Raw genomic sequence first — 20613 nt, 5'->3', positions numbered from 1 at the left:
TCGCTTTGAATACCGCTGTGTGGTTACGGCGGGGTCGTCTCATGCTCTTTGCTCCTCGGGCAATCTCTCGCCCATTGTTGCAGAGCTCCACTTATCCCGCTGTCCGATTTTGTGGGGCCACCTCTCTGGTCACCCCAGGGTTATTACTACGTCGGATCCTTCGGCGTACTGACGGAGTACATCCGCTCGGAGCTCGACGTCACCGACGGCGCCACCGTGGCCGAGCTGTCGCATGAGGCCGCGCAGGCCACAGCGGTGTTCGTGTTGACGGGTGAGGACGCCAGTTACGCGGGCATCGAGCCATACAAGCCCGTCGGTAGCGGCGGCTGGGGCGCGTTCGAAGTGGCGGCGCGCTTCGGATGGCTTGACCTGGACGACGATGCCTTCCCGCTCTATGCCGATCCGGCCGGCTCGATCTCCGAGGCCAAAACCTGGGGCTTAGGTCTGAACTGGTATCTCACGAAGAACCTGAAAGCCGCAGTTGCCTACTTTCAAACGGACTTCGACTCTTTCAGCGGCGCGTCTGGCTTCCCTAAGGAGAAGGTCGCCCTGTCGCGTTTGCAGGTGAGCTTTTGATTCCACGTCACTTAAAACCAAGAGTAATCACACCATGAAACTTAGATATAAGCGTTTAATCGTGGCGGCGACGGCGACCGCCATCATCGGCGCGGCATCGCTCGCCTCGGCCGAGGAGTACGAACTGCTCAACGTATCGTACGACCCTACACGCGAACTCTATACCGAGTTTAACGCCGCCTTCGCCAAATACTACCAGGAGAAGACCGGCGACACGGTCACTATCAACCAGTCGCACGGCGGCTCGGGCAGCCAGGCCCGTTCGGTGATCGATGGGCTGGAGGCCGACGTCGTGACCCTGGCGCTGGCCGGAGACATCGACGCCTTGTACACGGAGGCCGAGCTGATTCCAGAAGACTGGCAGACTCGCCTGCCCAACAGCAGCGCGCCCTACACATCGACGATCGTATTGCTGGTGCGCACGGGTAATGCCAAAGGTATCGAGGACTGGGACGACATCGTCAAACCCGGCGTGAGCGTGATAACACCCAATCCCAAAACCTCCGGCGGCGCGCGCTGGAACTATCTGGCGGCGTGGACCTGGGCGGAAAAGGAATACGGCTCGGAAGCAAAGGCGCAAGAATTTGTAACCAAATTGTTCCAAAACGTGCCGGTGCTGGACTCCGGCGCGCGCGGCAGCACGACGACTTTCGTACAGCGTGGCATCGGCGACGTGTTCCTGTCCTGGGAGAACGAGGCCTTTCTTGCCATTGAGGAGCTGGGGCCGGGCCAATTTGAGATCGTCTATCCCTCGCAGTCCATTCTCGCCGAGCCGCCGGTATCGGTGGTCGACGATGTCGTGGACGATCGCGGTACGCGCGAGGTGGCCACCGCGTACCTCAAGTATTTGTATACCAAAGAGGGTCAGGAGATCGCGGGCAAGCACTATTACCGTCCGCGTAATCCGCAGATCGCCGCCCAGTACAAGGATCAGTTCAAAGAGATTCCGCTGGTAACCATCGACGACTTTGGCGGTTGGGACGAAGCACAGACCAAACACTTCGACGACGGCGGACTTTTCGACCAGATTTATAGCGAAGGCCGTTGACCTTCTGTTATCGATCCGAATCACTCAGCCGGGGTACGCCGACGCGTGCCCCCTAACCCCAGGAGCACTTAGTCATGTCTATAACCGTAAACACACGTAATCAATTTCGCGGCACCGTGTTGCGCATAACGACGGCCCGGTGGTGTCGGAGGTCGAGGTGGAAACACCTGCGGGGATAATCACCGCGGTAATCACCTCCAGCTCGATTCGCGGTGTCGATCTGCAGGTGGTGACGAAGCGGTGGCCTTGTTCAAGTCTACCGACGTCCTGGTCGGCAAGTTGTAGCGCGCGTATCCACCAATCAGGGACCGAACTCATGAGTCGAGAAGCCTCGTTGCATTTGCCACAGCGGGGCGGCCGGGCCGCACGTGCGCCGCACTACGACGTAGTGATTATTGGCGGCGGTTATGCCGGCGTTGTCGCCGCGATCCACCTGTTGCGTCGGGCTTCGCCGCCGCGGCTGGCGATCATCGAACCAAGCGTACGGCTTGGCCGCGGTGTAGCGTACGGCACGCGTTTGAGCTGCCACCTGCTAAACACGCGGGCGAAACACATGAGCCTGCGTAACGATGACGACCAGCATTACACACGCTGGGCACAGGCCCGCGCGCAAGCGAGGGGCGGAGCGGCCGGCGTGGATGAAAGCAGTTTCACCCCCACGTGGCTGGTTCGGCGACTACGTATGCCAGGAGCTGAACGTCGCCGTCAATCAAGCTGGCGCCGTGTTCACCCATCTTCGGTACTCCGCGATGTATTGCGAGCAAGTCGAGCGCGGCCTGTGGAGCATCGGGCTATCCGATGGCCGCTGCCTCTACGCGCCGCTGGTGATACTGGCGGTGGGCAACACGCCGCGTCGCACGGGCGGCTTCCCCGGCTTGCGTTCGCCGGACGCGCGGGTGCTGCACGCCTGGGATTTACAGAGCCAGCCGCCGCGTCCCGACGCCGATGTGCTGATCGTCGGCACGGGTCTTTCGATGGTAGACGCGTTGTTAACCCTTGAACGTCACGATCATCGGGGACATATCCACGCCGTGTCCCGTAACGGCCTCATTCCCCAGGCGCACAGCGACGATCACGGGTGCTGCGAGCCGTTGACAAGCGTCGGCCTACGCGCGTTGATGCGCGAATTACGCGGCGGCGTGGAGGAAGCCAGGCGGACGGGCCGGCCGTGGCAATGGCGCATGGACGCGGCGCGCCATCAGGCTCAGGCGCTTTGGCGCGGACTAACCATACCGGAGCGCCAGCGTTTTCTGCGCCATGCGCGTTCGTACTGGGATGCGCATCGCCATCGCATCGCATCCGAAGTCGCGCTACAACTGAATGCTCTTAAAGATAGGGGGCGCCTGACGATCCACAAGGGCAGAATCGGAGAAATCCGCGCTACCTCCGCGGCGCTGGAGGTGGCGTTGCGGGAAGTTGGCGGGAATCAGTCTATACAAGCCGTGCACTGCGTGATCAGCAGTCTGGGATTCGAACTCGATCCGCGTCGAGGCGATTCCCCGTTGTTGCATAACCTGCTGCGCACCGGCGTCGCGCGGCCTGGGATGGCCGGGCTTGGCCTTCGTACTGACGAACTTGGCCGCCTGCAATCGGCCGGCGGCCGAACTTGGTCCTCACTGTTCGCGCTCGGCAGTCTGCGCGTAGGCGAATTGTGGGAGTCCATCGCCGCCCACGAAATTCAACAACAAGCCATCGAACTTGCCGAACATCTGGCGCGACGCCAGGTGCGGTACCCCATTTCCGTGTAGAGAATGATATGCGACTTGATTTTTCTAACGTCCGGCTCATCAGCGCGGGCATGCGGCGGCGGCAATGAGCTCTTTTTAAGCCCCAAAGCGTGCTACCGGGCTTTGGCCTGACGATGGGCTTCACCCTGATGTACATGACTTTGCTGGTGATGATCCCGCTGGCGGCGCTCGTACTGAAAGCGTTCGAACTGTCACTGGCGGATTTTTGGGTGGTGGCGACGGATCAGCGCTCGATCGCGTCCTACCGCATCACGTTCGGCGCGTCGCTAGTCGGCGCCGTCATCAACCTCGTGTTGGGGTTGCTAACCGCCTGGGTGCTGGTGCGCTACAGCTTTCCCGGCAAGCGGGTAGTCGACGCAATGGTGGATCTGCCCTTCGCGCTGCCGACCGCGGTGGCCGGCATCACCCTGACCTCGCTGTACGCCTACAACGGCTGGATCGGACAATGGCTGGAACCGTTAGGTATACGGGTCGCCTATACCGAACTGGGCGTCATCGTGGCGCTTACCTTTATCGGCCTGCCGTTCGTGGTGCGCACGGTACAACCGGTGCTGCAGGATCTGGAAAAGGAGCTTGAGGAGGCCGCGGCCAGTCTGGGCGCGCATCGCTGGCAGATTTTTCGCCGTGTCATCATGCCGGCGTTGTGGCCGGCGTTGCTCACCGGCTTTGCGCTGGCGTTCGCGCGCGCGATCGGCGAGTACGGCTCGGTGGTATTCATATCCGGCAACATGCCGTACCGCACCGAGATCACGCCGCTTTTGATCATTACCAAGCTGGAGCAATACGACTACGCCGGCGCGGCTGCGCTGGGGGTGGTGATGCTGATCGTCTCGTTCATTTTGCTGTTCGTTATTAATGTGCTCCAGTTGTGGAGCCTCAAGCGGGGAACTTAAAGATGGCCGCAGTATTGACTCTGCCGGATGCCGTACCTGTGTCGGCGCGGCGCCATGCGACTACTGAGTCCGCGTGGGTTGCGATGGCTGCTGACCGCGCTGGCGCTTGCATTTCTAGCACTGTTTCTGGCGGTGCCCCTGGTCGCGGTCTTTACACAGGGACTGGCGAACGGATGGAATGTGTATGTTGCCGCCATTACGGAGCCGTATGCACTGGACGCGATCAGGCTCACTCTGCTGGTGGCGGCCGTGTCGCTGCCGCTGAACGTGTTGTTCGGGCTGGCGGCGGCCTGGGCGATCGCAAAGTTTCATTTCCGCGGCAAGCAGTTCCTCATCACCTTGATCGACCTGCCGTTCGCGGTGTCGCCGGTGGTTGCGGGTATGGTGTTCGTACTGATGTTCGGCGCGCGGGGCTGGTTCGGCGACTGGCTCGACGCGTACGACATCAAGATTATTTTCGCGGTACCGGGGATCGTACTGACCACGACATTTATCACGTTTCCGTTCGTCGCGCGCGAGTTGATCCCGCATATGTACGAACAGGGCACCGACGCCGAAGAAGCGCACTCACCCTGGGTGCATCGGGCTGGAAAACCTTCTGGCGTGTAACCCTTCCGTCGATCAAGTGGTCGCTGCTGTACGGCGTAATTCTGTGCAACGCGCGAGCCATGGGAGAATTCGGCGCAGTGTCGGTGGTGTCGGGTCGCATCCGCGGGTATACCAACACCATGCCGCTGCACATCGAAATTCTCTACAACGAATATCAGTTCGCCGCCGCCTTCGCGGTCGCCACCTTGCTGGCCGGCCTCGCGATGGTAACCCTGATTGTCAAAAGCGTGGTCGAGTGGCGTACCCAACAGGAAATCAAAGCAATATATCAGGAGCGTGCGCAATGAGTATCGAGATCCAGGGCGTGTCCAAGGCGTTTGGGTCCTTTCAGGCGCTGAAAGACATCTCTTTGAAGGTGCCCACCGGTGAACTGGTGGCCCTGCTGGGGCCGTCGGGATGCGGCAAGACCACCTTGCTGCGCACCATCGCCGGGCTGGAGTGGGCTGACGCGGGCAATGTGTATTTTCATGGCGAAGACGCCACTTCCAGCCATGTCCGTGAGCGCCAGGTCGGTTTCGTGTTCCAGCATTACGCGCTGTTCCGGCATATGTCCGTGTTCGAAAACGTCGCCTTCGGTCTGCGCGTGCGACCGCGTAAAGTGCGGTCCCCGGAGCATGAAATACGCGCCCGCGTGCTGGAGTTGCTGAAGCTGGTGCAGGTGCAGTCGCTGGCGGATCGTTATCCACCGCAACTCTCGGGAGGTCAACGGCAGCGGGTCGCGCTGGCGCGCGCGCTGGCGGTGGAGCCAAAAGTGTTGCTGCTGGACGAACCCTTCGGCGCGCTCGACGCCATGGTGCGCCGCGATCTGCGGGTGTGGCTGCGCCGCCTGCACGACGAGCTGCACGTGACCTCCGTGTTCGTCACCCACGACCAGGAGGAGGCTATGGAGGTGTCGGATCGGGTGGTCGTAATGAATCGGGGCCAAGTCGAGCAGATCGGTACGCCAGCGGAAGTTTACGATCATCCGGCCTCGCCGTTCGTCTTTTCATTCGTCGGGCAGGTCAATCTTTTTCATGGCCGCGTGCACCGCGGCTGGGCGCAGATCGGCGACGCGGTGCGCGTGCATCTGCCAGAACACGCTGAGACGTCCAACATTGACGCCGTCGCCTATGTCCGGCCACACGAGTTCGAAGTGGCACTGCAGCCCAATGGCGCCGAGGGCGGTTATCTGGTGGCGGATGTGGACAAAGTAACGGTCGCTGGCGCGCTGCTGCGTCTGGACTTGCACCAACCGGGATACGACGATTTGATCCGGGTGGAAATCCCGCGTGGCGATCCCGCACGCGACAGGCTCAAACAGGGCGACCGCGTTTATGTGAGGCCGATCAATCAGCGGGTGTTTGTTAAAGAAGCCGCGAGAGACGCGACGCAGCCATGACCGGCGCCGACGATCTTATCGATGCCAGAGCTTCATATCCTCGAAGAAGCCCTTCACGCCGTCCAGCCAGCTTTGCGCCTGCGGGTTATGGCGCTCCCCGCCGTCGATCAGACTCTGATTCAACTTTTCCATGAGCTCCCGCTGGCGCCTGGTCAGATTGACCGGCGTCTCCACGACAACTTGACAGATCAGGTCGCCTTCGGCCCCGCCGCGAACGGGCTTCACGCCCCTGCCGCGTAGCCGGAACGCTTTGCCGGTTTGAGTCTCGGCGGGAATTTTGAGTTTGGCGCGACCGGTCAGGGTTGGCACTTCGAGTTCACCACCCAGCGCCGCGATAGAGATACTGACCGGCACCTGGCAGACGAGATTGTGACCGTCGCGCGTGAACAGCGCATGCGGCTTGACCTGGATTTGCACGTACAAGTCCCCAGCGCGGCCGCCCCGCGAGCCGCCCTCGCCCTCCCCCGCCAGGCGGATGCGGTCGCCGCTGTCCACACCCGCGGGCACGGTAACGGATAAAGTTCTGAATTCCTCGACCCTGCCCTTACCGCGACAGGTGCCGCAAGGGTCGGTTATTATCTTGCCCGCGCCCCGGCAGCGGGGACAGGGCTGCTGCACCGAGAAAAACCCTTGCTGCATGCGAATCTGGCCGATTCCGTCGCAAGTCTCGCAGGTTTGCGGCGAGGTGCCGGGGGCCGCACCACTGCCCTTGCAGGTCGCGCATTCGACCAGACTGGGAATGCGGATTTGTGCTTCCGTGCCGAGCACGGCTTCTTCCAGGCTTAATTCCAGATTGTACTGAAGATCGGCGCCTCGGTAGGCGCCGCTCCCGCCGCGGCCGCCGCCAAAGATGTCGCCGAAGATGTCATCGAATATGTCACCGAAACCGCCGCGCGCGCCACCTGCCGCACCCGCCACTCCCGCGTGCCCGAACTGATCGTAAGTCGCGCGCTTTTGCGGATCGGACAGCACTTCATAGGCTTCCTTGGCCTGCTTGAACTGCTGCGCGGCCGCCTCGTCGTCGGGCCGGCGGTCGGGATGGTGCTTCATCGCCAGACGGCGATACGCTTTCTTTAAATCCGCCTGGGCCGCCGAGCGGCCCACGCCCAGAACCTCATAGTAGTCGCGTTTTTCCATTCACCATTTTTCCATTCACCGCTTGTTCATGCACTAAGGCGCAAGTTGAAACTGCGGTTCTAGTCAACCCGAGGCTCGTTTATATGCAACCGGGCCGCATGTCGCACGCGGGCAAAATACTTCGTGCGTCATGCGGCACAATGTTGCTGCAAGCTTTGTTGTTGACGCTACTTTTTGCGGTCGTCCACTTCCTCGAACTCAGCATCGACGACATCGTCCGTGTCGCTCTTTTTCGCGTTCGCTTCGTCGCTGGCAGGCTTGTCGCCGCCGTCCTGATTTTGCGCGTAGGCGCGCTCGGCGATTTTTGCGGAGGCCTCGCTTAAGCTCGCGGTCTTCGCTTCGATCGCGTCCTTGTCGTCGCCTTTCATCGCCTCTCGTAACTCGGCGATAGCGTTCTCGACCTGCTTGCGTTCGTCTGGATCGACCTTATCGCCCAGATCCCTGAGAGACTTTTCGGCGCCATGAATCAGGTTATCGGCCTGATTGCGCGCGGCGACCGTCTCGTGGAATTTGCGGTCTTCTTCGACGTGCGCCTCGGCGTCACGGATCATCTTATCGATCTCGTCTTCGGACAGCCCCGAAGACGCCTTGATGACGATGGACTGTTGCTTGCCGGTGGCCTTATCCTTGGCCGAGACGTTCAAAATTCCGTTAGCGTCGAGATCCAGCGTTACCTCGATCTGCGGCATGCCACGCGGCGACGGCGGGATATCCGCCAGATCGAAGCGGCCCAGCGACTTGTTGGCGCTGGCCATCTCGCGCTCGCCCTGCAACACGTGCACGGTCACCGCCGTCTGATTATCCTCGGCGGTCGAAAATACCTGTTTCGCGTTGGTCGGAATGGTCGTGTTTTTCTCGGTCAGCTTGGTCATCACCCCGCCCAGGGTTTCGATACCCAGCGACAGCGGCGTCACGTCCAGCAACAATACGTCTTTCACATCACCGCCCAGCACACCGCCCTGAATGGCGGCGCCCACCGCAACGGCCTCATCCGGGTTCACGTCCTTGCGCGGCTCCTTGCCGAAGATGTCCTTGACGGTCTGCTGTACCTTGGGCATGCGGGTCTGGCCGCCGACCAGAATCACGTCGTCGATGTCCTTGGCCGACAGCTCCGCGTCCTTGAGCGCGACGCGACACGGCTCGAGGGTGCGCTGAATCAGCGCTTCGACCAGCGATTCAAGCTTGGCGCGCGTCAGCTTGATGTTCAGATGCTTAGGGCCACTGGCATCGGCCGTGATATACGGCAGATTGACCTCGGTCTGTTGACTGGACGACAGCTCGATCTTGGCTTTTTCGGCCGCGTCTTTCAGACGCTGTACCGCCAGCGGATCCTTGTGCAGATCGATGCCCTGATCCTTCTTGAACTCATCGGCCAGATAATCGATCAGGCGCATGTCGAAATCCTCACCGCCCAGGAATGTGTCGCCGTTGGTGGACAAGACCTCGAACTGGTGCTCGCCATCGACTTCGGCGATCTCGATGATGGACACATCGAAAGTGCCGCCGCCCAAGTCATATACCGCGATCTTGCGGTCGCCGCGCTTTTTGTCCATGCCGTAGGCCAGCGCCCCGGCGGTGGGCTCGTTGATAATGCGCTTGACGTCCAGGCCGGCGATTTTGCCGGCGTCTTTGGTGGCCTGGCGCTGCGAATCGTTAAAATATGCCGGCACCGTGATCACCGCCTCGGTGACGGTTTCGCCCAGATAATCCTCGGCGGTCTTTTTCATCTTCTGCAATATCCGCGCGGAAACTTCAGGCGGCGCCATCTTTTTGCCCTGCGCTTCCACCCAGGCGTCGCCGTTGTCGGCTTTCACGATCTTGTACGGCACCAGCTTGATGTCCTTCTGCACCGCGTCTTCCTGGTACCGGCGCCCGATCAGCCGCTTGACCGCGTATATCGTGTTGGCCGGATTGGTCACCGCCTGACGCTTGGCGCTCTGTCCCACCAGCACCTCGCCGTCACTGGCAAAGGCGACGATGGACGGGGTCGTGCGGTCGCCCTCGCTGTTCTCGATAACTTTGGCGGTCTTGCCTTCCATCACGGCCACGCAGGAATTGGTGGTGCCGAGATCAATGCCGATAATTCTTCCCATGATTTGTCTCCAGCTGAATGCGTCGAGCAGATTTTTGGACTAGGTTCTAGATGTGGGCGTGGTCACGAAATTCAAGCGCATTGAGACCCGTGACGCCCTGACGATGCCGTCGTCAGCCCGCGTCCGCTTCGGGAGCCTTCGATACGATAACCATCGCCGGACGCAGCAGGCGCTCGTTGAGCGCGTAGCCTTTCTGCATCACGGCCACCACCGTATTGGGCGGTACCTCGCTATTTTCCTGTAAGGTCATGGCCTGATGGCGTGCGGCGTCGAAGGGCTGACCTTGCGGATCGATTCCGCTGATGTTGAACTTCTCCATCACGCGGCTCAGCATCTTCAGGGTCAGTTCCGTACCTTCGCGCAGCTTGACTGCTTCGGTCTCGCCGCCGGCCGCATCGACGCCCATTTCCAGACTGTCCTTTACCGCCAGCAGTTCGGTCGCGAAACGCTCCACGGCGTATTTGCGCGCCTGATCCAGCTCGCGGGCGCAGCGTTTGCGCAGATTCTCCATCTCAGCGCGCGTGCGCAGCAGCGTGTTCCAGTAGTCATCGGCCCTGCCATTGGCTTCGTCCACGGCCGCCATCAGCGCGTCGACGTCTATGACTTCTTCGTCGGGCGCGGCTGGTGTCTCGGGCCCGGCCGCTGCTGCATCAGCGGGTTCGGGGGACACATCCGCGGATTCGATGCGATGATCCTCGCGATTAACGCTAGTCTCCGAGCGTTCTGGTTGCTCCTTGTTTCCCATCGATAAACTCCGGAATTGAAAATTTGCGGACAGATCCACCCCGCGGTTGAGGGTTGTACCTTCAGGTGAGGTCACGGCTCTGGGTATTCAAGGCCGCGCCCAGCAGCCTCGCGGTAATATCGACAATGGGAATCACGCGGTCGTACGGCATGCGCGTGGGCCCGATTACCCCGAGCACGCCAATCACGTCACCCTGCACGGAATAGGGCGCCGACACGACGCTGCACTCGTCCAGTACCTGATAGCCGGATTCCTGGCCGACGAAAATCTGCACGCCGCGCGCGCTAATGCATTTGTCCAGCAGATGCAGAATATCGCGCTTGGTGCTGAACGCCTCGAACAGCTGGCGCAGCTTGTCCACGTTGGAAAGCTGCTCATAGCCCATGAGGTTGGTCTGACCTACGACCACGAAGTCGTCCTCTGTGCGTTCGTCGCCCGCGAATGCCTTTTCGCCCAGCTCGATGGCCGAGCGCATCATGCGGTTCATGTCTTCGCGCACCGCGTCGAGTTCGGCCAGGAGTTCGCGCCGCAGCGCGCCCATGCTTCTTCCTGCGAACTTCGCATTGAGATAATTGGCCGCTTCGCGAAGTTCGGACTCGGTGTAGGTGCGATCCAGCTGAATGACCCGGTTCTGCACCTCGTGCTGGTTCATCACCAGGATCGCCAGCACACGCTTCTCCGAAAGTCCCAGGAATTCGATCTGCCGCAAGGACACGTGCTGCTGGCGCGGCACCGTGACGACCCCGGCGAGTTGCGTGATGCCGGACAGCATGTCCGAGGCGGCCTCGACCAGCGAGTGCGGTGTCAGGTCGCGACATAACCGATCCTTCAACTGATCGATAATCGCATCGCGCAGCGGTCGCACCCGCAGCATGGTATCGATAAACAGCCGGTATCCCTTGACCGTGGGGATGCGGCCGGCTGAGGCGTGCGGCGAGTAAATCAGGCCGCGATCTTCCAGATCGGCCATCACGCTACGGATCGTGGCCGGACTCAAATCCACTGCGGCGGCGCGCAGCAGGGTTTGAGAACCTACCGGCCGGCCATCGCCGATGTAGTTATGCACCAGCACCTTGAGCAGGTGCTGCCCGCGCTCACTGAGGGCCGTTGCCGAAGATTGTCCACTTTTTGCCGCCATGCGCATTGCCTGTCCGGTGCCGGCACGAGTCTTCCGGCGCGCTGGCCCATCATCAATACACGCCCGGTTTGTGTCAAGAAACGATCCAGTTGGCCGTGTATGAGGCGCGTGATACCTTTAACGTAGAAGAGACCCCTGATGACCGTGTTCCACACCATTGGCCTGATTACAAAACCCGGCGACGCGCTGGTCGTGGATACCGCGCGCGGCCTGCTGGAATACTTGCGCGCGCGCGGCGCGGAGGTGCTGGTCGATCAAAGCGCCGGCGGCGTGTTGCGGCAGGCAGGAGAGATCAGCGTGGGCCGCGACGAGATTGCGCGGCGCTGCGATCTCGCGATCGTGGTTGGCGGCGACGGCACGCTGCTGCATGCCGCGCGCTCGCTGGTGGACCACGGAGTGCCGCTGGTGGCGATCAATCGCGGTCGGCTGGGATTCCTCGCCGACATCCTGCCCGAAGACATGTACACGCGCTTGGACGAGATACTCGCCGGCCGCTACAAGGAAGAGTACCGTTATCTGTTGCGGGCGCGCGTGACGCGGGACGACGAGACTATCACGGAAAGTGACGCCATCAACGAAGTGGTAGTCCACGTGCAAGGCTCTATCCGCATGATCGAGCTGGAAATCTACATCGACGGTCACCCGGTCAACGCCTTGCGAGCCGACGGGCTGATCGTGGCAACTCCGACCGGTTCGACGGCCTACGCCCTGTCCGGCGGCGGCCCGATTGTGCACCCCAGCCTGGAGGCGATCGTGCTGGTGCCGATCTGCCCGCACACCTTAACCAACCGCCCTATCGTCATTGATGCGGCGAGCCGCATCGAAGTCGTGGTGTGCCGGCAGAACGACAACCGGGCGCGCGCCTCGTTCGACGGCCAGGATAATTGCGACCTGATACCCAATGACCGTGTGTGCATCGCGCGCAAGGCGTTGACATTCCGGCTGATCCAGCCGCTGGATCACGATTATTTTCAAGTGTTGCGCGCCAAGCTGCGATGGGGGTGAGAACACGGGGCTCGGGGCTCGGCATGCGATCATCCGTGGCTTCTCCTTTGGTCTTTAGTCAAGCCCGGCGACAGGGACTTGAGTACGCCGAAACTTTTTCCTAAACATCGTTTTTGCGTGGGAAGGCGAGCACATATGCAGTCGTCGAACGCCATCTAAGGGCATTTTAACGATTCCCGAGTCCCGCCCAGTGTTAACCCGCATCCACATCCGCGATTTCGCCATCATCGACGAGCTGGAACTTGAGTTCGGGCCGGGCATGAGTGTGCTGACCGGCGAAACCGGTGCCGGCAAGTCGATCCTCATCGACGCGCTGGGGCTGGTGCTGGGCGACCGCGCCGATGCCGGCACGGTGCGCACTGGCGCACAACGCGCCGAGATCACTCTGGCGCTGGATATCGAACAGCGGGTCAACGCGCGCGCGTGGCTCAATGAGCGCGACTTCGAGGTAAGCGGCGAGTGTCTGTTGCGACGCGTTATCTCGCGCGACGGCCGTTCCAGGGCTTACATCAACGGATCACCTGCTGCTCTGCAGATGCTGCGTCAGTTCGGCGAGATGCTGGTCGATATTCATGGGCAGCATGAACATCAATCGCTGTTGCGCAACGCCACGCAGCGCGAACTGCTGGACGCGCATGCGGCAAACAGCGCTCGCCTGCGCCGGCTTACAGAGATTTATCACGAGTTGCGCGGCCTGCGCGAGAAGGTCAGTGCCTTTGCCGAACAAGCCCGCGAGCGCGAGGATCGAATGGACCTGCTGCGCTTTCAGTCGCGGGACCTGACGCAGCTTGCTCTGGCCGAAGGTGAATTCGAATCCTTGGGCGAGGAACATCGTCGCCTGGCGCACGCCAGTCAGCTGCGCGACGTAACGTGCCAAGCCTATCTTGCGCTTTACGAAAGCGACGAAGGCACTGTCGATGGCCGGCTGGGACACGTGATCGCCGATCTGGAACGCTTAAGCAAACTCGACGATGTTCTCGGTGAACCGCTGAATTTGTTAATCGCCGCGCAAGCCCAGTTGAGGGAGGCCGCGAGTCTTTTGCGCCGTTATACAGATGGGCTCGAGCTGGACCCGGAGCGGCTGGCGTGGGTTGAGGCGCGGATGGCCGACATACACAACCTCGCGCGCAAGCATCGCCTCGCGCCCGCCGAAATTCCTGTCCGCCAGAGGGAACTGGAGGCTGAACTGGCTTCCCTGGAAAGCCCGGAATATGATCTGGAGCGGCTTAATCAGCGCCTGCGATTCCTCGCGGACGATTACGGGTTAGCTGCGCAGGCCGTGCATTCAGCGCGCGCGTCCGCCGCGGAGAACCTCGGCAGTGCGGTTTCCGCCACGATGCAGGATTTGGGGATGGCTGGCGGACGCTTCGAGATCAGCGTTGACTTCGACGACACGCGGGATATAGCGCCGAGTGGACTGGATCGCATCGAATTTCTGGTCAGCGCCAATCCGGGCCAGCCCATGCGACCGCTGGCAAAAGTCGCCTCCGGCGGCGAACTCTCACGCATCAGTCTGGCGATTCAGATCATGGCGGCCAATGACTTGAGCATACCCACTCTGATCTTCGATGAGGTGGACAGCGGCATCGGCGGCGCGGTGGCGGAAGTGGTGGGGCGACAGTTGCGGAGTTTAGGCGGGCAACGTCAGGTGTTGTGCGTGACACATCTGCCGCAGGTGGCGGCCCAGACGCATCATCATTATCAGGTCAGCAAAACGATACACGGACGCGGAACTCAAATCCGGGTAGCGCTGCTCGACGATCTACAGAAAGTGGATGAGATCGCGAGGATGCTGGGTGGTCTGAAGATGACGGCCAAAACCCGCGCGCATGCGCAGGAAATGATAGGTCGCGCGCAGGCCGTCTGAACCTACGCATCCTGATGGCTTTTTTTCGGCCGTACGTAGAGCACCATGCTGCGCTCCTCGATCACGTAGCCATACTTGTCCGCAATCGCTTTCTGCAGCGTGTCGATTTCGTCGCTGGTAAATTCGGTGACCTTGCCGCTGCTCAAGTCCACCATGTGATGATGTTTGCCGCGATCCAGTTCGAACACGGCCTGCCCGCCCTCGAAATGATGGCGGATGACCAGACCGGCGGCCTCGAACTGGGTGAGCACCCGATAGACCGTCGCCAGACCGATCTCCTCCCCGGCCTCGAGTAGGAGCCGATAAATATCCTCTGCCGTGAGGTGATGCGTTTCCGGGTTAGATTTCTCGAGGATCTCGAGAATCTTCATGCGCGGCAAGGTCACCTTGAGACCTGCCTTTTTGAGATCCTGACTTTCCACTATGCCCTCCAGAGCGGATGACGTATCATGCGGCCATAGTTTATCACTCGCAAGCTGTTGTTTACGTCATGCCCCCCCAATTTCCACGCAATCGGCAGACCTGCCTGATTTTTTTCGTAACGATCAGCCTGGTGCTCGCCGGCTGTTCCGTGTTTTCAGTGCACCGTATCGATGTCCGGCAGGGCAACGCGCTTAAACAGAGAGACGTGGAGCAGCTGGAGATCGGCATGAATCCCGAGCAGGTCACCTATCTGCTGGGCAATCCTCTTATCGACGACAGTTACCATACCGATCGCTGGGACTACGTTTACTATTACGATCCCGGTTACGGCCAGACTGAGCAGCGGCGCTTAACCGTGTTTTTCGAAAGCGGACAGGTGATCCGCATCAAACGGCCGCAAGCCACTGCCGAAAGCTAAGCCTGGGTCAACGCCCGGGCGAGTTGCGCGGTTCAAACCGCTCGCGTGCGCGCTGTCGGCGACTCTCTTTGGGATCGGCGCGCAACGGACGATAAATCTCCACGCGATCCCTGTCGCGAAGCCGGTGATTCAAACTTGCGGGTTTGCCGTAAATGCCGGTTTTATTGATGTTCAGGTCGATGTCCGCAAAGCGGGCAAGCAGGCCGGAACGCTCGACGGCATCACGCAGAGTCGCGCCGATTTTCATCTGCAAGTTGACGCTGGCCTGTTCGTCGCAGGGCGTGTAAACAACCTCCACTGTGATTGCCGCTAGTTGCTCAGCGACGTCCATAGACCACCCGCGCGCGCTTGACGAACGCATCGACCAGCATATTGGCGGCCTGATTAAACACCGGCCCCAGGGTCATCGCCATGATCCTGCTGGACATCTCGAAGGTCATATCCAGCGTTACGTGACAACCTCCGCCGGCCAGAGAATCGAACCGCCATAACCCTTCCAGTTTGCGAAACGGCCCTTCCACCAGCCGCACCTCGATCTGGTCGTGGGGCCGCAGAATGTTGATGGTCGTAAATGATTTTTCAATGCGACCCTTGGCAATCGCGAGCATCGCCCGTACCTGATGTTCATCGCGCGCCAGCACCCGTGCGCTCCGGCACCAGGGCAGAAACCGCTGGTAGGCCTCGACATCGTCGACCAGTTGGTACATCTCGGGCGGCGTGTACGGCACCGAAGCATCGCGGTGAATTGTTTTCATGGAATCGCAGGCGGATTAAAACCCTGAATAGTGCGGAAATTCGCGCGCGCGCACAACCGGCGCCCATACGCATTAACAATCGGGGACAAGCAGCGATCCCGTATAATGCGGCCATGAGCAAGCAAAACAAGCCCGATCGCGCCACTATCGCGCTGAACAAAAAGGCGCGGCATGATTTTTTCATCGAAGAGCGATTCGAAGCCGGACTGGCGCTGGAAGGCTGGGAGGTCAAGAGCCTGCGCGCGGGACGCGCGCAGTTGATGGAAAGCTACGTTGTGATCCGGGATGCGCAGGCATGGCTGCTGGGCGCGCACATTTCACCGCTGGCCACCGCCTCGACGCACCTTTCGCCGGACCCGGTCCGCACACGCAAACTGCTGCTGCATCGCGAAGAACTGGACAAACTCATCGGCGCGGTGGAACGCAAGGGTCAGACGCTGGTGCCCACTGCGCTGTATTGGAAACGCGGCCGCGCGAAACTGGAGGTCGGCCTCGCGCGCGGCAAAAAACAGTTCGACAAGCGCGCCGTCGAAAAACAGCGCGACTGGCAGCGCGATAAGCAACGGTTGTTGAAGCACAGCGCGTAAAGTCGGCGTTTACGTGGCTAGGCGGTCTGCGCAACTTAACTGACCCCGGCTATAACCCTATTCCCAATAACCCAAAAAAGAAGCGGTAATCGCTGACTCCCCTTACTCGTGACCGCGCGGATCGCCCCCGGATTGCAGCCATAGACATCGACCGCCGCTGGCCTGATCGATCGCCCTCAATGTGACGGCATGCGCTTCCAACTCTTCGCGACCGGCCCTGATTACGCACAAGGGCACATGCCGTGGGGTGAGACGCTGTGGCGCGCCGGTCCGCGATGATCTTGCCGCCAGTTCGTCCAACAGCAGACTGGTCTGGCCGCCGGTCATGGCCAGATAAACCTCGGCTAAGATGCGCGCGTCCAACAGCGCACCATGCAGTTCGCGGCCGGAATTGTCCACGCCGTAGCGTTTGCACAGCGCGTCCAGACCGTTCTTTTGTCCAGGATGCATTTGCCGCGCGAGCGCCAGCGAATCCAGCACGTTGCAGGCGTCGCGCACAGAGCCGCGTTCAACCGCAGCAAGTTCGGCGTCCAGAAAGCCGACGTCGAACGGCGCGTTGTGAATAATCAATTCCGCGTCGCGGACGAAGTTGAGCAGTTCGTCCACCACCGCCGCGAAGCGCGGTTTGTCGGCGAGGAACTCCGCGGTGATGCCATGCACTTCGGCCGCGGCGGTGTCGATCTCCCGGTCGGGCTGGATATAACGATGCAGCTGGCGTCCGGTGATCCTGCGATTGATCACCTCCACGCAACCGATCTCGATAATGCGGTGACCCTGAGCGGCCTCGAGACCCGTCGTTTCCGTATCGAGTACGACCTGCCGCACGGCCTATTTCGCCGTCACGTTTAGTGCCGCTTCACCTGCGCTATCCACGTCGGAACGCGCCAGCAACTCGTCGATAGCCTGGTTCGCCAGGCGATCCGCCAGCTCGTTTTCCGGATGACCGCTGTGACCCTTGACCCAGCACCACTTGATACGATGCCTGCCGCAGGCGTGATCGAGCCGGCGCCACAGGTCCTCATTTTTTACCGGCTTGCGCGCGGCGGTGCGCCAGCCGCGCTTTTTCCAGTCCGCCATCCAGGTGTTGATGCCACTCATGACATATCTGGAATCCGTCGTCAGCACCACTTCGCAGCCGATTTTCAGCGCTTCAAGCGCGGCGATGGCGGCCATGAGTTCCATCCGGTTATTGGTAGTCAGCGGTTCCGCACCAAGCAAGTTTTTCTCCCGTCCGCGGCAGCGTAGCACCGCGCCCCATCCGCCTACGCCAGGATTGCCGCGGCACGCGCCGTCGGTGAATATTTCGACTGAATTCGCCATGCACCGCCTTCGCTAGCGCGCGCGCCGCTGGCACGACTGCGCCGCGCGCGCCGTAGGTTCGGCCAGCTTGCCCGGCACCAGGCTCCGATGCCGGCGCCAGCTTGGTTTCAGCGGCGTCAAGGTCGCAACCTGCTTGCGCGCCAGCAACACCCGCACGCCACCCATTAGTGGCACGGCCCCGCGCAGGAGGCGCTCGATGGGCGCCAGACGCGCGCGCAGCTTCTCGCGTTGCAGGGGCGGTGCGAAACCAACGTAGTCACATGTTTCCACCTCAAATCCCAGCAGCGACAGCCAGTCGCCGAGCCGCGCGCCGCTGTAAAAATTGACGCACCAGGGCACCTGATTTTGCCATCTGCGCGCGAACCGCCAGAGCCCGTATGCGCTCCACGGATTGAAACCGATCACGATCAGGCGGCCTTCGGGAATCAAAACGCGCTCCGCTTCACGCAACACCTGGTGCGGTTCCAAGGCCAGATCCAGCGTGTGCATGAGCAGCAGCAAATCGATACTGTCGGCATCGAATGGCAGGGCCGCACCGTCAGCCGCCACATCGGCCACACTCATGTCGAAATCCGTGCGAAGTCGATGCAGGATACGGCTTTGATCCAGAAAATCGATCCGCGGAGCCAAGCTACCGACCTGAACGGCATGATAGCCAAACAGATCCGGCACCATGCCGTCCAGGCGTTGCTTGATGTCGCAAAGTAGCAGTTCGCCCGCGAGCGTTGCGTACCAGGCGCGCATGGCTGCTGACAGTTGCGCGGCCGTATCGGGGCCGCAACGGCGCTCGTCGATCATGCCGTCAAGCATAGCGTGTTTATCTGGAACGGGCATCCGCGCTTGCGCCCCAGCATCGACGGCCGGCCGCGAATGATAGCCGGTTTATTAGCTTAAACATTAACTTGCATTCTCGCAGCCGCTCCCGTTAGAGTTTCTTACCTATGTTAGCAGCATTCTTACACGGACCGCTGGGCGCCGCGTTGGTCATCGCGTGCGCCGGATTGTGCGCATGTTCCACGCAGCCCGCCCGGCAGGATCGGTCAGCTGCCGCCGCAATCGAGCGACCGGCCAAGATCGAAACGGACCTCAATACCGCTTACGTGCGACCGCCGCCTATTGACAACGCACCGCGCGCGGCAGTCCGTCAGCCTGAGCACGTAAGACGAGATACCGACATCTGGTGGCGCGTGCGCAAGGGCTTTTCGCTTGCACCGGCAAAGGGCAACGAGCGCGTCCGATACTTTGAGGCCAGGTACACGAAAGAGCCGTACTACCTGCGCTTGGTCACCGAGCGCGCGGCGCCTTACCTATACTTTATTCTGCAAGAGATCGAGCGCCGGGCGCTCCCCACAGAGCTGGTATTGCTGCCCGTGGTCGAAAGCGCCTACATGCCGTTTGCCTATTCCCGCTCGCACGCCGCGGGGCTGTGGCAGTTCATTCCCGACACCGGACTGCTGTATGGCCTCAAGCAGAACTGGTGGTATGACGGGCGCCGGGACGTCTATGCCTCGACCATTGCGGCGCTCGACTATCTGGAGATGCTGAATGACATGTTTCTGGGCGACTGGCTGCATACGCTGGCGGCGTATAACGCGGGCCCCACTCGGGTGCTGCATGAAATCGAAACGAACCGTCTCGCGGGCAAACCGATCAATTACTGGCGCCTGGACCTGCCGCGGGAAACACGCAACTACGTACCGAAGCTACTGGCGGTAAGACATCTGGTGCGAAATCCGGCGCGCTTCGGCATCTCCTTATGGCCGGTGGATAACAAACCTTTTCTGGCAAGCATCGATGTGGAGGCACAGATTGATGTTGCCGTAGCCGCCAGGCTTGCGAATATGGAGATCGAATCGTTTCAGTTGCTCAATCCAGGTTTCGGCCGCTGGGCCACGGACCCAGACGGTCCGCACCGCCTGCTGTTACCGATAGAACGGGCGGCGCAATTCAAACAAAGGCTGGCGGCGCTGGCACCTAAGAACGCCTGACTTGGACCCGTCACCTCATCAAAAACGGCGACACGCTTACGCACATCGCGCGTCGGTATAAATCCGACGTGAGTGTGTTACAGCAAACCAACAGCCTTCACGACAGCCATATCGAAGCCGGCGAATACCTGCTTGTTCCCTATGACCCGGCCGCGCTGGACGTGCGACATTTTGCGAGCGCGAACACCGGGCTGTCCACAGCCGCAACATCGACTGGCCCGAGCGCGACGTATACCGTGCAACCCGGCGACAGCCTTTGGGGCATCGCGCGCGGACACAACGTTCTGGTTAGCGAGTTGCGCAGGTGGAACGGCCGCACGTCCGGTGACGTGCTGAAACACGGCGAGCATCTACTGGTCCAGCCGGCGCCAATTACGACTACTGGACTTGATATCGGCGACCGCGCAAGGCCGGCGGCCTTTAAGACTGTCAACTATTCGGTTCGAAACGGCGACTCGCTGTATGCAATCGCGCGGCGTTTCAGCGTGACGGTTGCGAATCTGCGCAACTGGAATAAGCTGGGCGAAGACAGTTTCCTGCAGCCGGGGCAGGCAATGACGTTGTATCTCGACGATGCGCGGCCAGGGGACGAAGGGTGGTCGAGTGCGGGCCATACGCGACGCGCGCCATTTCAGATTAAGTCATGGCGCTATAAATTAAAACTCCGCTTCGCTGGGCGCACCAACGCGGCCGCTTCGAAGCTTGTCCCGGGTATGCTGGGCTATGTGACTGACACTGCAAATCAGTCAGGAAAACGGCGGTAAGCTCGACCTTGATCAATGTCATCAGCCGGGTTGGACCTCAACTCAACACGGCACGGGGATTGCCAGGTTCGATCAGAGGGATGCTCGCCACGCTGCCGCACCCGGCTCCATAGCAGGGACG

Annotated in this window: 21 protein-coding genes and 2 pseudogenes; 13 read left to right on the top strand and 10 right to left on the bottom strand. The window is 60.9% G+C overall.

The genetic code is table 11. The features are described from left to right. Nucleotides 1–111: 111 nt before the first annotated feature. The 6 genes and pseudogenes from H0V34_01545 to H0V34_01520 all read left to right on the top strand — a co-directional run bounded on the left by H0V34_01545 (nt 112) and on the right by H0V34_01520 (nt 6252). Nucleotides 112–576, top strand: a complete 465-nt coding sequence (locus tag H0V34_01545; protein ID MBA2490426.1) for a hypothetical protein — start codon at nt 112–114, stop codon at nt 574–576. A gap of 34 nt (nt 577–610) precedes the next feature. Continuing rightward, the gene (locus H0V34_01540; GenBank protein ID MBA2490425.1) at nt 611–1624 is read left to right on the top strand and encodes a sulfate ABC transporter substrate-binding protein; all 1014 of its coding nucleotides are present in this window, start codon (nt 611–613) and stop codon (nt 1622–1624) included. Between the two features lie 316 nt (nt 1625–1940). Beyond that, nucleotides 1941–2624: an FAD/NAD(P)-binding protein gene (locus tag H0V34_01535; GenBank protein MBA2490424.1), complete on the top strand. Its 684-nt coding sequence runs from the start codon at nt 1941–1943 to the stop codon at nt 2622–2624. Between the two features lie 861 nt (nt 2625–3485). Then, entirely contained in the window at nt 3486–4265 is a 780-nt protein-coding gene (gene cysT, locus H0V34_01530; GenBank protein ID MBA2490423.1) for a sulfate ABC transporter permease subunit CysT, read from the top strand. A gap of 54 nt (nt 4266–4319) precedes the next feature. After that, nucleotides 4320–5161 (top strand): annotated as a pseudogene (gene cysW, locus H0V34_01525) (sulfate ABC transporter permease subunit CysW). Beyond that, on the top strand, nt 5158–6252 hold the full coding sequence (locus H0V34_01520; protein MBA2490422.1) for a sulfate ABC transporter ATP-binding protein: 1095 nt from the start codon (nt 5158–5160) through the stop codon (nt 6250–6252). Before cysW ends, H0V34_01520 begins: the two are co-directional and overlap by 4 nt. Before the next feature lie 15 nt (nt 6253–6267). Here the strand turns inward: H0V34_01520 and dnaJ are convergent, their stop codons facing one another. The 4 genes from dnaJ to hrcA form a co-directional block, all read right to left on the bottom strand. Then, a complete protein-coding gene (dnaJ, locus tag H0V34_01515; GenBank protein MBA2490421.1) occupies nt 6268–7389 on the bottom strand; it encodes a molecular chaperone DnaJ in 1122 nt (373 codons plus the stop codon). A 167-nt stretch (nt 7390–7556) separates the two neighbouring features. Next, a complete protein-coding gene (gene dnaK, locus H0V34_01510; protein MBA2490420.1) occupies nt 7557–9482 on the bottom strand; it encodes a molecular chaperone DnaK in 1926 nt (641 codons plus the stop codon). Nucleotides 9483–9594: 112 nt separating this feature from the next. Further along, nucleotides 9595–10227, bottom strand: coding sequence for a nucleotide exchange factor GrpE (gene grpE / locus H0V34_01505; GenBank protein MBA2490419.1), 633 nt, complete (start codon nt 10225–10227; stop codon nt 9595–9597). Nucleotides 10228–10288: 61 nt separating this feature from the next. Further along, nucleotides 10289–11365 (bottom strand): heat-inducible transcriptional repressor HrcA, encoded by a 1077-nt coding sequence (gene hrcA / locus H0V34_01500; GenBank protein ID MBA2490418.1) that lies wholly within the window; start codon nt 11363–11365, stop codon nt 10289–10291. Between the two features lie 138 nt (nt 11366–11503). Here hrcA and H0V34_01495 point away from each other — a divergent pair, with 138 nt between their 5' ends. Together H0V34_01495 and recN are read left to right on the top strand one after the other, a co-directional pair. Then, nucleotides 11504–12370 (top strand): NAD(+) kinase, encoded by an 867-nt coding sequence (locus tag H0V34_01495; GenBank protein MBA2490417.1) that lies wholly within the window; start codon nt 11504–11506, stop codon nt 12368–12370. Nucleotides 12371–12560: 190 nt separating this feature from the next. Continuing rightward, complete coding sequence (gene recN / locus H0V34_01490; protein MBA2490416.1) at nt 12561–14237, top strand: DNA repair protein RecN; 1677 nt, start codon at nt 12561–12563, stop codon at nt 14235–14237. 2 nt (nt 14238–14239) lie between these two features. Here recN and fur read toward each other — a convergent pair whose 3' ends face one another. Next, on the bottom strand, nt 14240–14659 hold the full coding sequence (gene fur, locus H0V34_01485; protein ID MBA2490415.1) for a ferric iron uptake transcriptional regulator: 420 nt from the start codon (nt 14657–14659) through the stop codon (nt 14240–14242). A 68-nt stretch (nt 14660–14727) separates the two neighbouring features. On the opposite strand from fur, the gene H0V34_01480 reads away from it, so the two are divergent. Further along, entirely contained in the window at nt 14728–15078 is a 351-nt protein-coding gene (locus H0V34_01480) for an outer membrane protein assembly factor BamE (GenBank protein ID MBA2490414.1), read from the top strand. Between the two features lie 7 nt (nt 15079–15085). Here H0V34_01480 and H0V34_01475 read toward each other — a convergent pair whose 3' ends face one another. After that, the gene (locus tag H0V34_01475) at nt 15086–15409 is read right to left on the bottom strand and encodes an RnfH family protein (protein MBA2490413.1); all 324 of its coding nucleotides are present in this window, start codon (nt 15407–15409) and stop codon (nt 15086–15088) included. Then, nucleotides 15396–15833 (bottom strand): type II toxin-antitoxin system RatA family toxin, encoded by a 438-nt coding sequence (locus H0V34_01470; GenBank protein ID MBA2490412.1) that lies wholly within the window; start codon nt 15831–15833, stop codon nt 15396–15398. The genes H0V34_01475 and H0V34_01470 overlap by 14 nt, the downstream gene beginning before the upstream one ends. Nucleotides 15834–15946: 113 nt before the next feature. On the opposite strand from H0V34_01470, the gene smpB reads away from it, so the two are divergent. Continuing rightward, nucleotides 15947–16420, top strand: coding sequence for an SsrA-binding protein SmpB (gene smpB, locus H0V34_01465; GenBank protein MBA2490411.1), 474 nt, complete (start codon nt 15947–15949; stop codon nt 16418–16420). 102 nt (nt 16421–16522) lie between these two features. Here the strand turns inward: smpB and dnaQ are convergent, their stop codons facing one another. From dnaQ to H0V34_01450, 3 genes are read right to left on the bottom strand one after another with little or no spacing between them, the layout of a single operon-like run. Continuing rightward, a complete protein-coding gene (dnaQ, locus tag H0V34_01460) occupies nt 16523–17245 on the bottom strand; it encodes a DNA polymerase III subunit epsilon (protein MBA2490410.1) in 723 nt (240 codons plus the stop codon). 3 nt (nt 17246–17248) lie between these two features. Beyond that, a complete protein-coding gene (rnhA, locus tag H0V34_01455; GenBank protein ID MBA2490409.1) occupies nt 17249–17740 on the bottom strand; it encodes a ribonuclease HI in 492 nt (163 codons plus the stop codon). Between the two features lie 12 nt (nt 17741–17752). Continuing rightward, nucleotides 17753–18550: a methyltransferase domain-containing protein gene (locus H0V34_01450; protein MBA2490408.1), complete on the bottom strand. Its 798-nt coding sequence runs from the start codon at nt 18548–18550 to the stop codon at nt 17753–17755. A gap of 131 nt (nt 18551–18681) precedes the next feature. Here H0V34_01450 and H0V34_01445 point away from each other — a divergent pair, with 131 nt between their 5' ends. The 3 genes and pseudogenes from H0V34_01445 (at nt 18682) to H0V34_01435 (ending at nt 20492) form a co-directional block, all read left to right on the top strand. Then, a complete protein-coding gene (locus H0V34_01445) occupies nt 18682–19728 on the top strand; it encodes a transglycosylase SLT domain-containing protein (protein MBA2490407.1) in 1047 nt (348 codons plus the stop codon). After that, nucleotides 19725–19868, top strand: a pseudogene (locus tag H0V34_01440) (LysM peptidoglycan-binding domain-containing protein). The gene H0V34_01445 and the pseudogene H0V34_01440 overlap by 4 nt, the downstream one beginning before the upstream one ends. Further along, on the top strand, nt 19797–20492 hold the full coding sequence (locus H0V34_01435) for a LysM peptidoglycan-binding domain-containing protein (protein ID MBA2490406.1): 696 nt from the start codon (nt 19797–19799) through the stop codon (nt 20490–20492). The pseudogene H0V34_01440 and the gene H0V34_01435 overlap by 72 nt, the downstream one beginning before the upstream one ends. The last annotated feature ends 121 nt before the right edge of the window (nt 20493–20613 follow it).

The sequence above is a fragment of the Gammaproteobacteria bacterium genome (assembly GCA_013696315.1).
Classification (GTDB): Bacteria; Pseudomonadota; Gammaproteobacteria; order JACCYU01; family JACCYU01; genus JACCYU01.
The sequence above is the reverse complement of the archived record's forward strand: the minus strand, read 5'-3'. Positions and strand labels throughout refer to the sequence as shown.

What these genes read in the sequence shown, in the direction of transcription:
- smpB (MBA2490411.1), top strand. Translation starts at nt 15,947, where the DNA reads ATGAGCAAGCAAAACAAGCCCGATCGCGCCACTATCGCGCTGAACAAA.
- H0V34_01470 (MBA2490412.1), bottom strand. Translation starts at nt 15,833, where the DNA reads ATGAAAACAATTCACCGCGATGCTTCGGTGCCGTACACGCCGCCCGAG.
- grpE (MBA2490419.1), bottom strand. Translation starts at nt 10,227, where the DNA reads ATGGGAAACAAGGAGCAACCAGAACGCTCGGAGACTAGCGTTAATCGC.
- H0V34_01520 (MBA2490422.1), top strand. Translation starts at nt 5,158, where the DNA reads ATGAGTATCGAGATCCAGGGCGTGTCCAAGGCGTTTGGGTCCTTTCAG.
- H0V34_01445 (MBA2490407.1), top strand. Translation starts at nt 18,682, where the DNA reads ATGTTAGCAGCATTCTTACACGGACCGCTGGGCGCCGCGTTGGTCATC.
- H0V34_01535 (MBA2490424.1), top strand. Translation starts at nt 1,941, where the DNA reads ATGAGTCGAGAAGCCTCGTTGCATTTGCCACAGCGGGGCGGCCGGGCC.
- dnaK (MBA2490420.1), bottom strand. Translation starts at nt 9,482, where the DNA reads ATGGGAAGAATTATCGGCATTGATCTCGGCACCACCAATTCCTGCGTG.
- H0V34_01495 (MBA2490417.1), top strand. Translation starts at nt 11,504, where the DNA reads ATGACCGTGTTCCACACCATTGGCCTGATTACAAAACCCGGCGACGCG.
- H0V34_01450 (MBA2490408.1), bottom strand. Translation starts at nt 18,550, where the DNA reads ATGCTTGACGGCATGATCGACGAGCGCCGTTGCGGCCCCGATACGGCC.
- cysT (MBA2490423.1), top strand. Translation starts at nt 3,486, where the DNA reads ATGGGCTTCACCCTGATGTACATGACTTTGCTGGTGATGATCCCGCTG.
- dnaJ (MBA2490421.1), bottom strand. Translation starts at nt 7,389, where the DNA reads ATGGAAAAACGCGACTACTATGAGGTTCTGGGCGTGGGCCGCTCGGCG.
- H0V34_01540 (MBA2490425.1), top strand. Translation starts at nt 611, where the DNA reads ATGAAACTTAGATATAAGCGTTTAATCGTGGCGGCGACGGCGACCGCC.
- hrcA (MBA2490418.1), bottom strand. Translation starts at nt 11,365, where the DNA reads ATGGCGGCAAAAAGTGGACAATCTTCGGCAACGGCCCTCAGTGAGCGC.
- rnhA (MBA2490409.1), bottom strand. Translation starts at nt 17,740, where the DNA reads ATGGCGAATTCAGTCGAAATATTCACCGACGGCGCGTGCCGCGGCAAT.
- H0V34_01480 (MBA2490414.1), top strand. Translation starts at nt 14,728, where the DNA reads ATGCCCCCCCAATTTCCACGCAATCGGCAGACCTGCCTGATTTTTTTC.
- H0V34_01475 (MBA2490413.1), bottom strand. Translation starts at nt 15,409, where the DNA reads ATGGACGTCGCTGAGCAACTAGCGGCAATCACAGTGGAGGTTGTTTAC.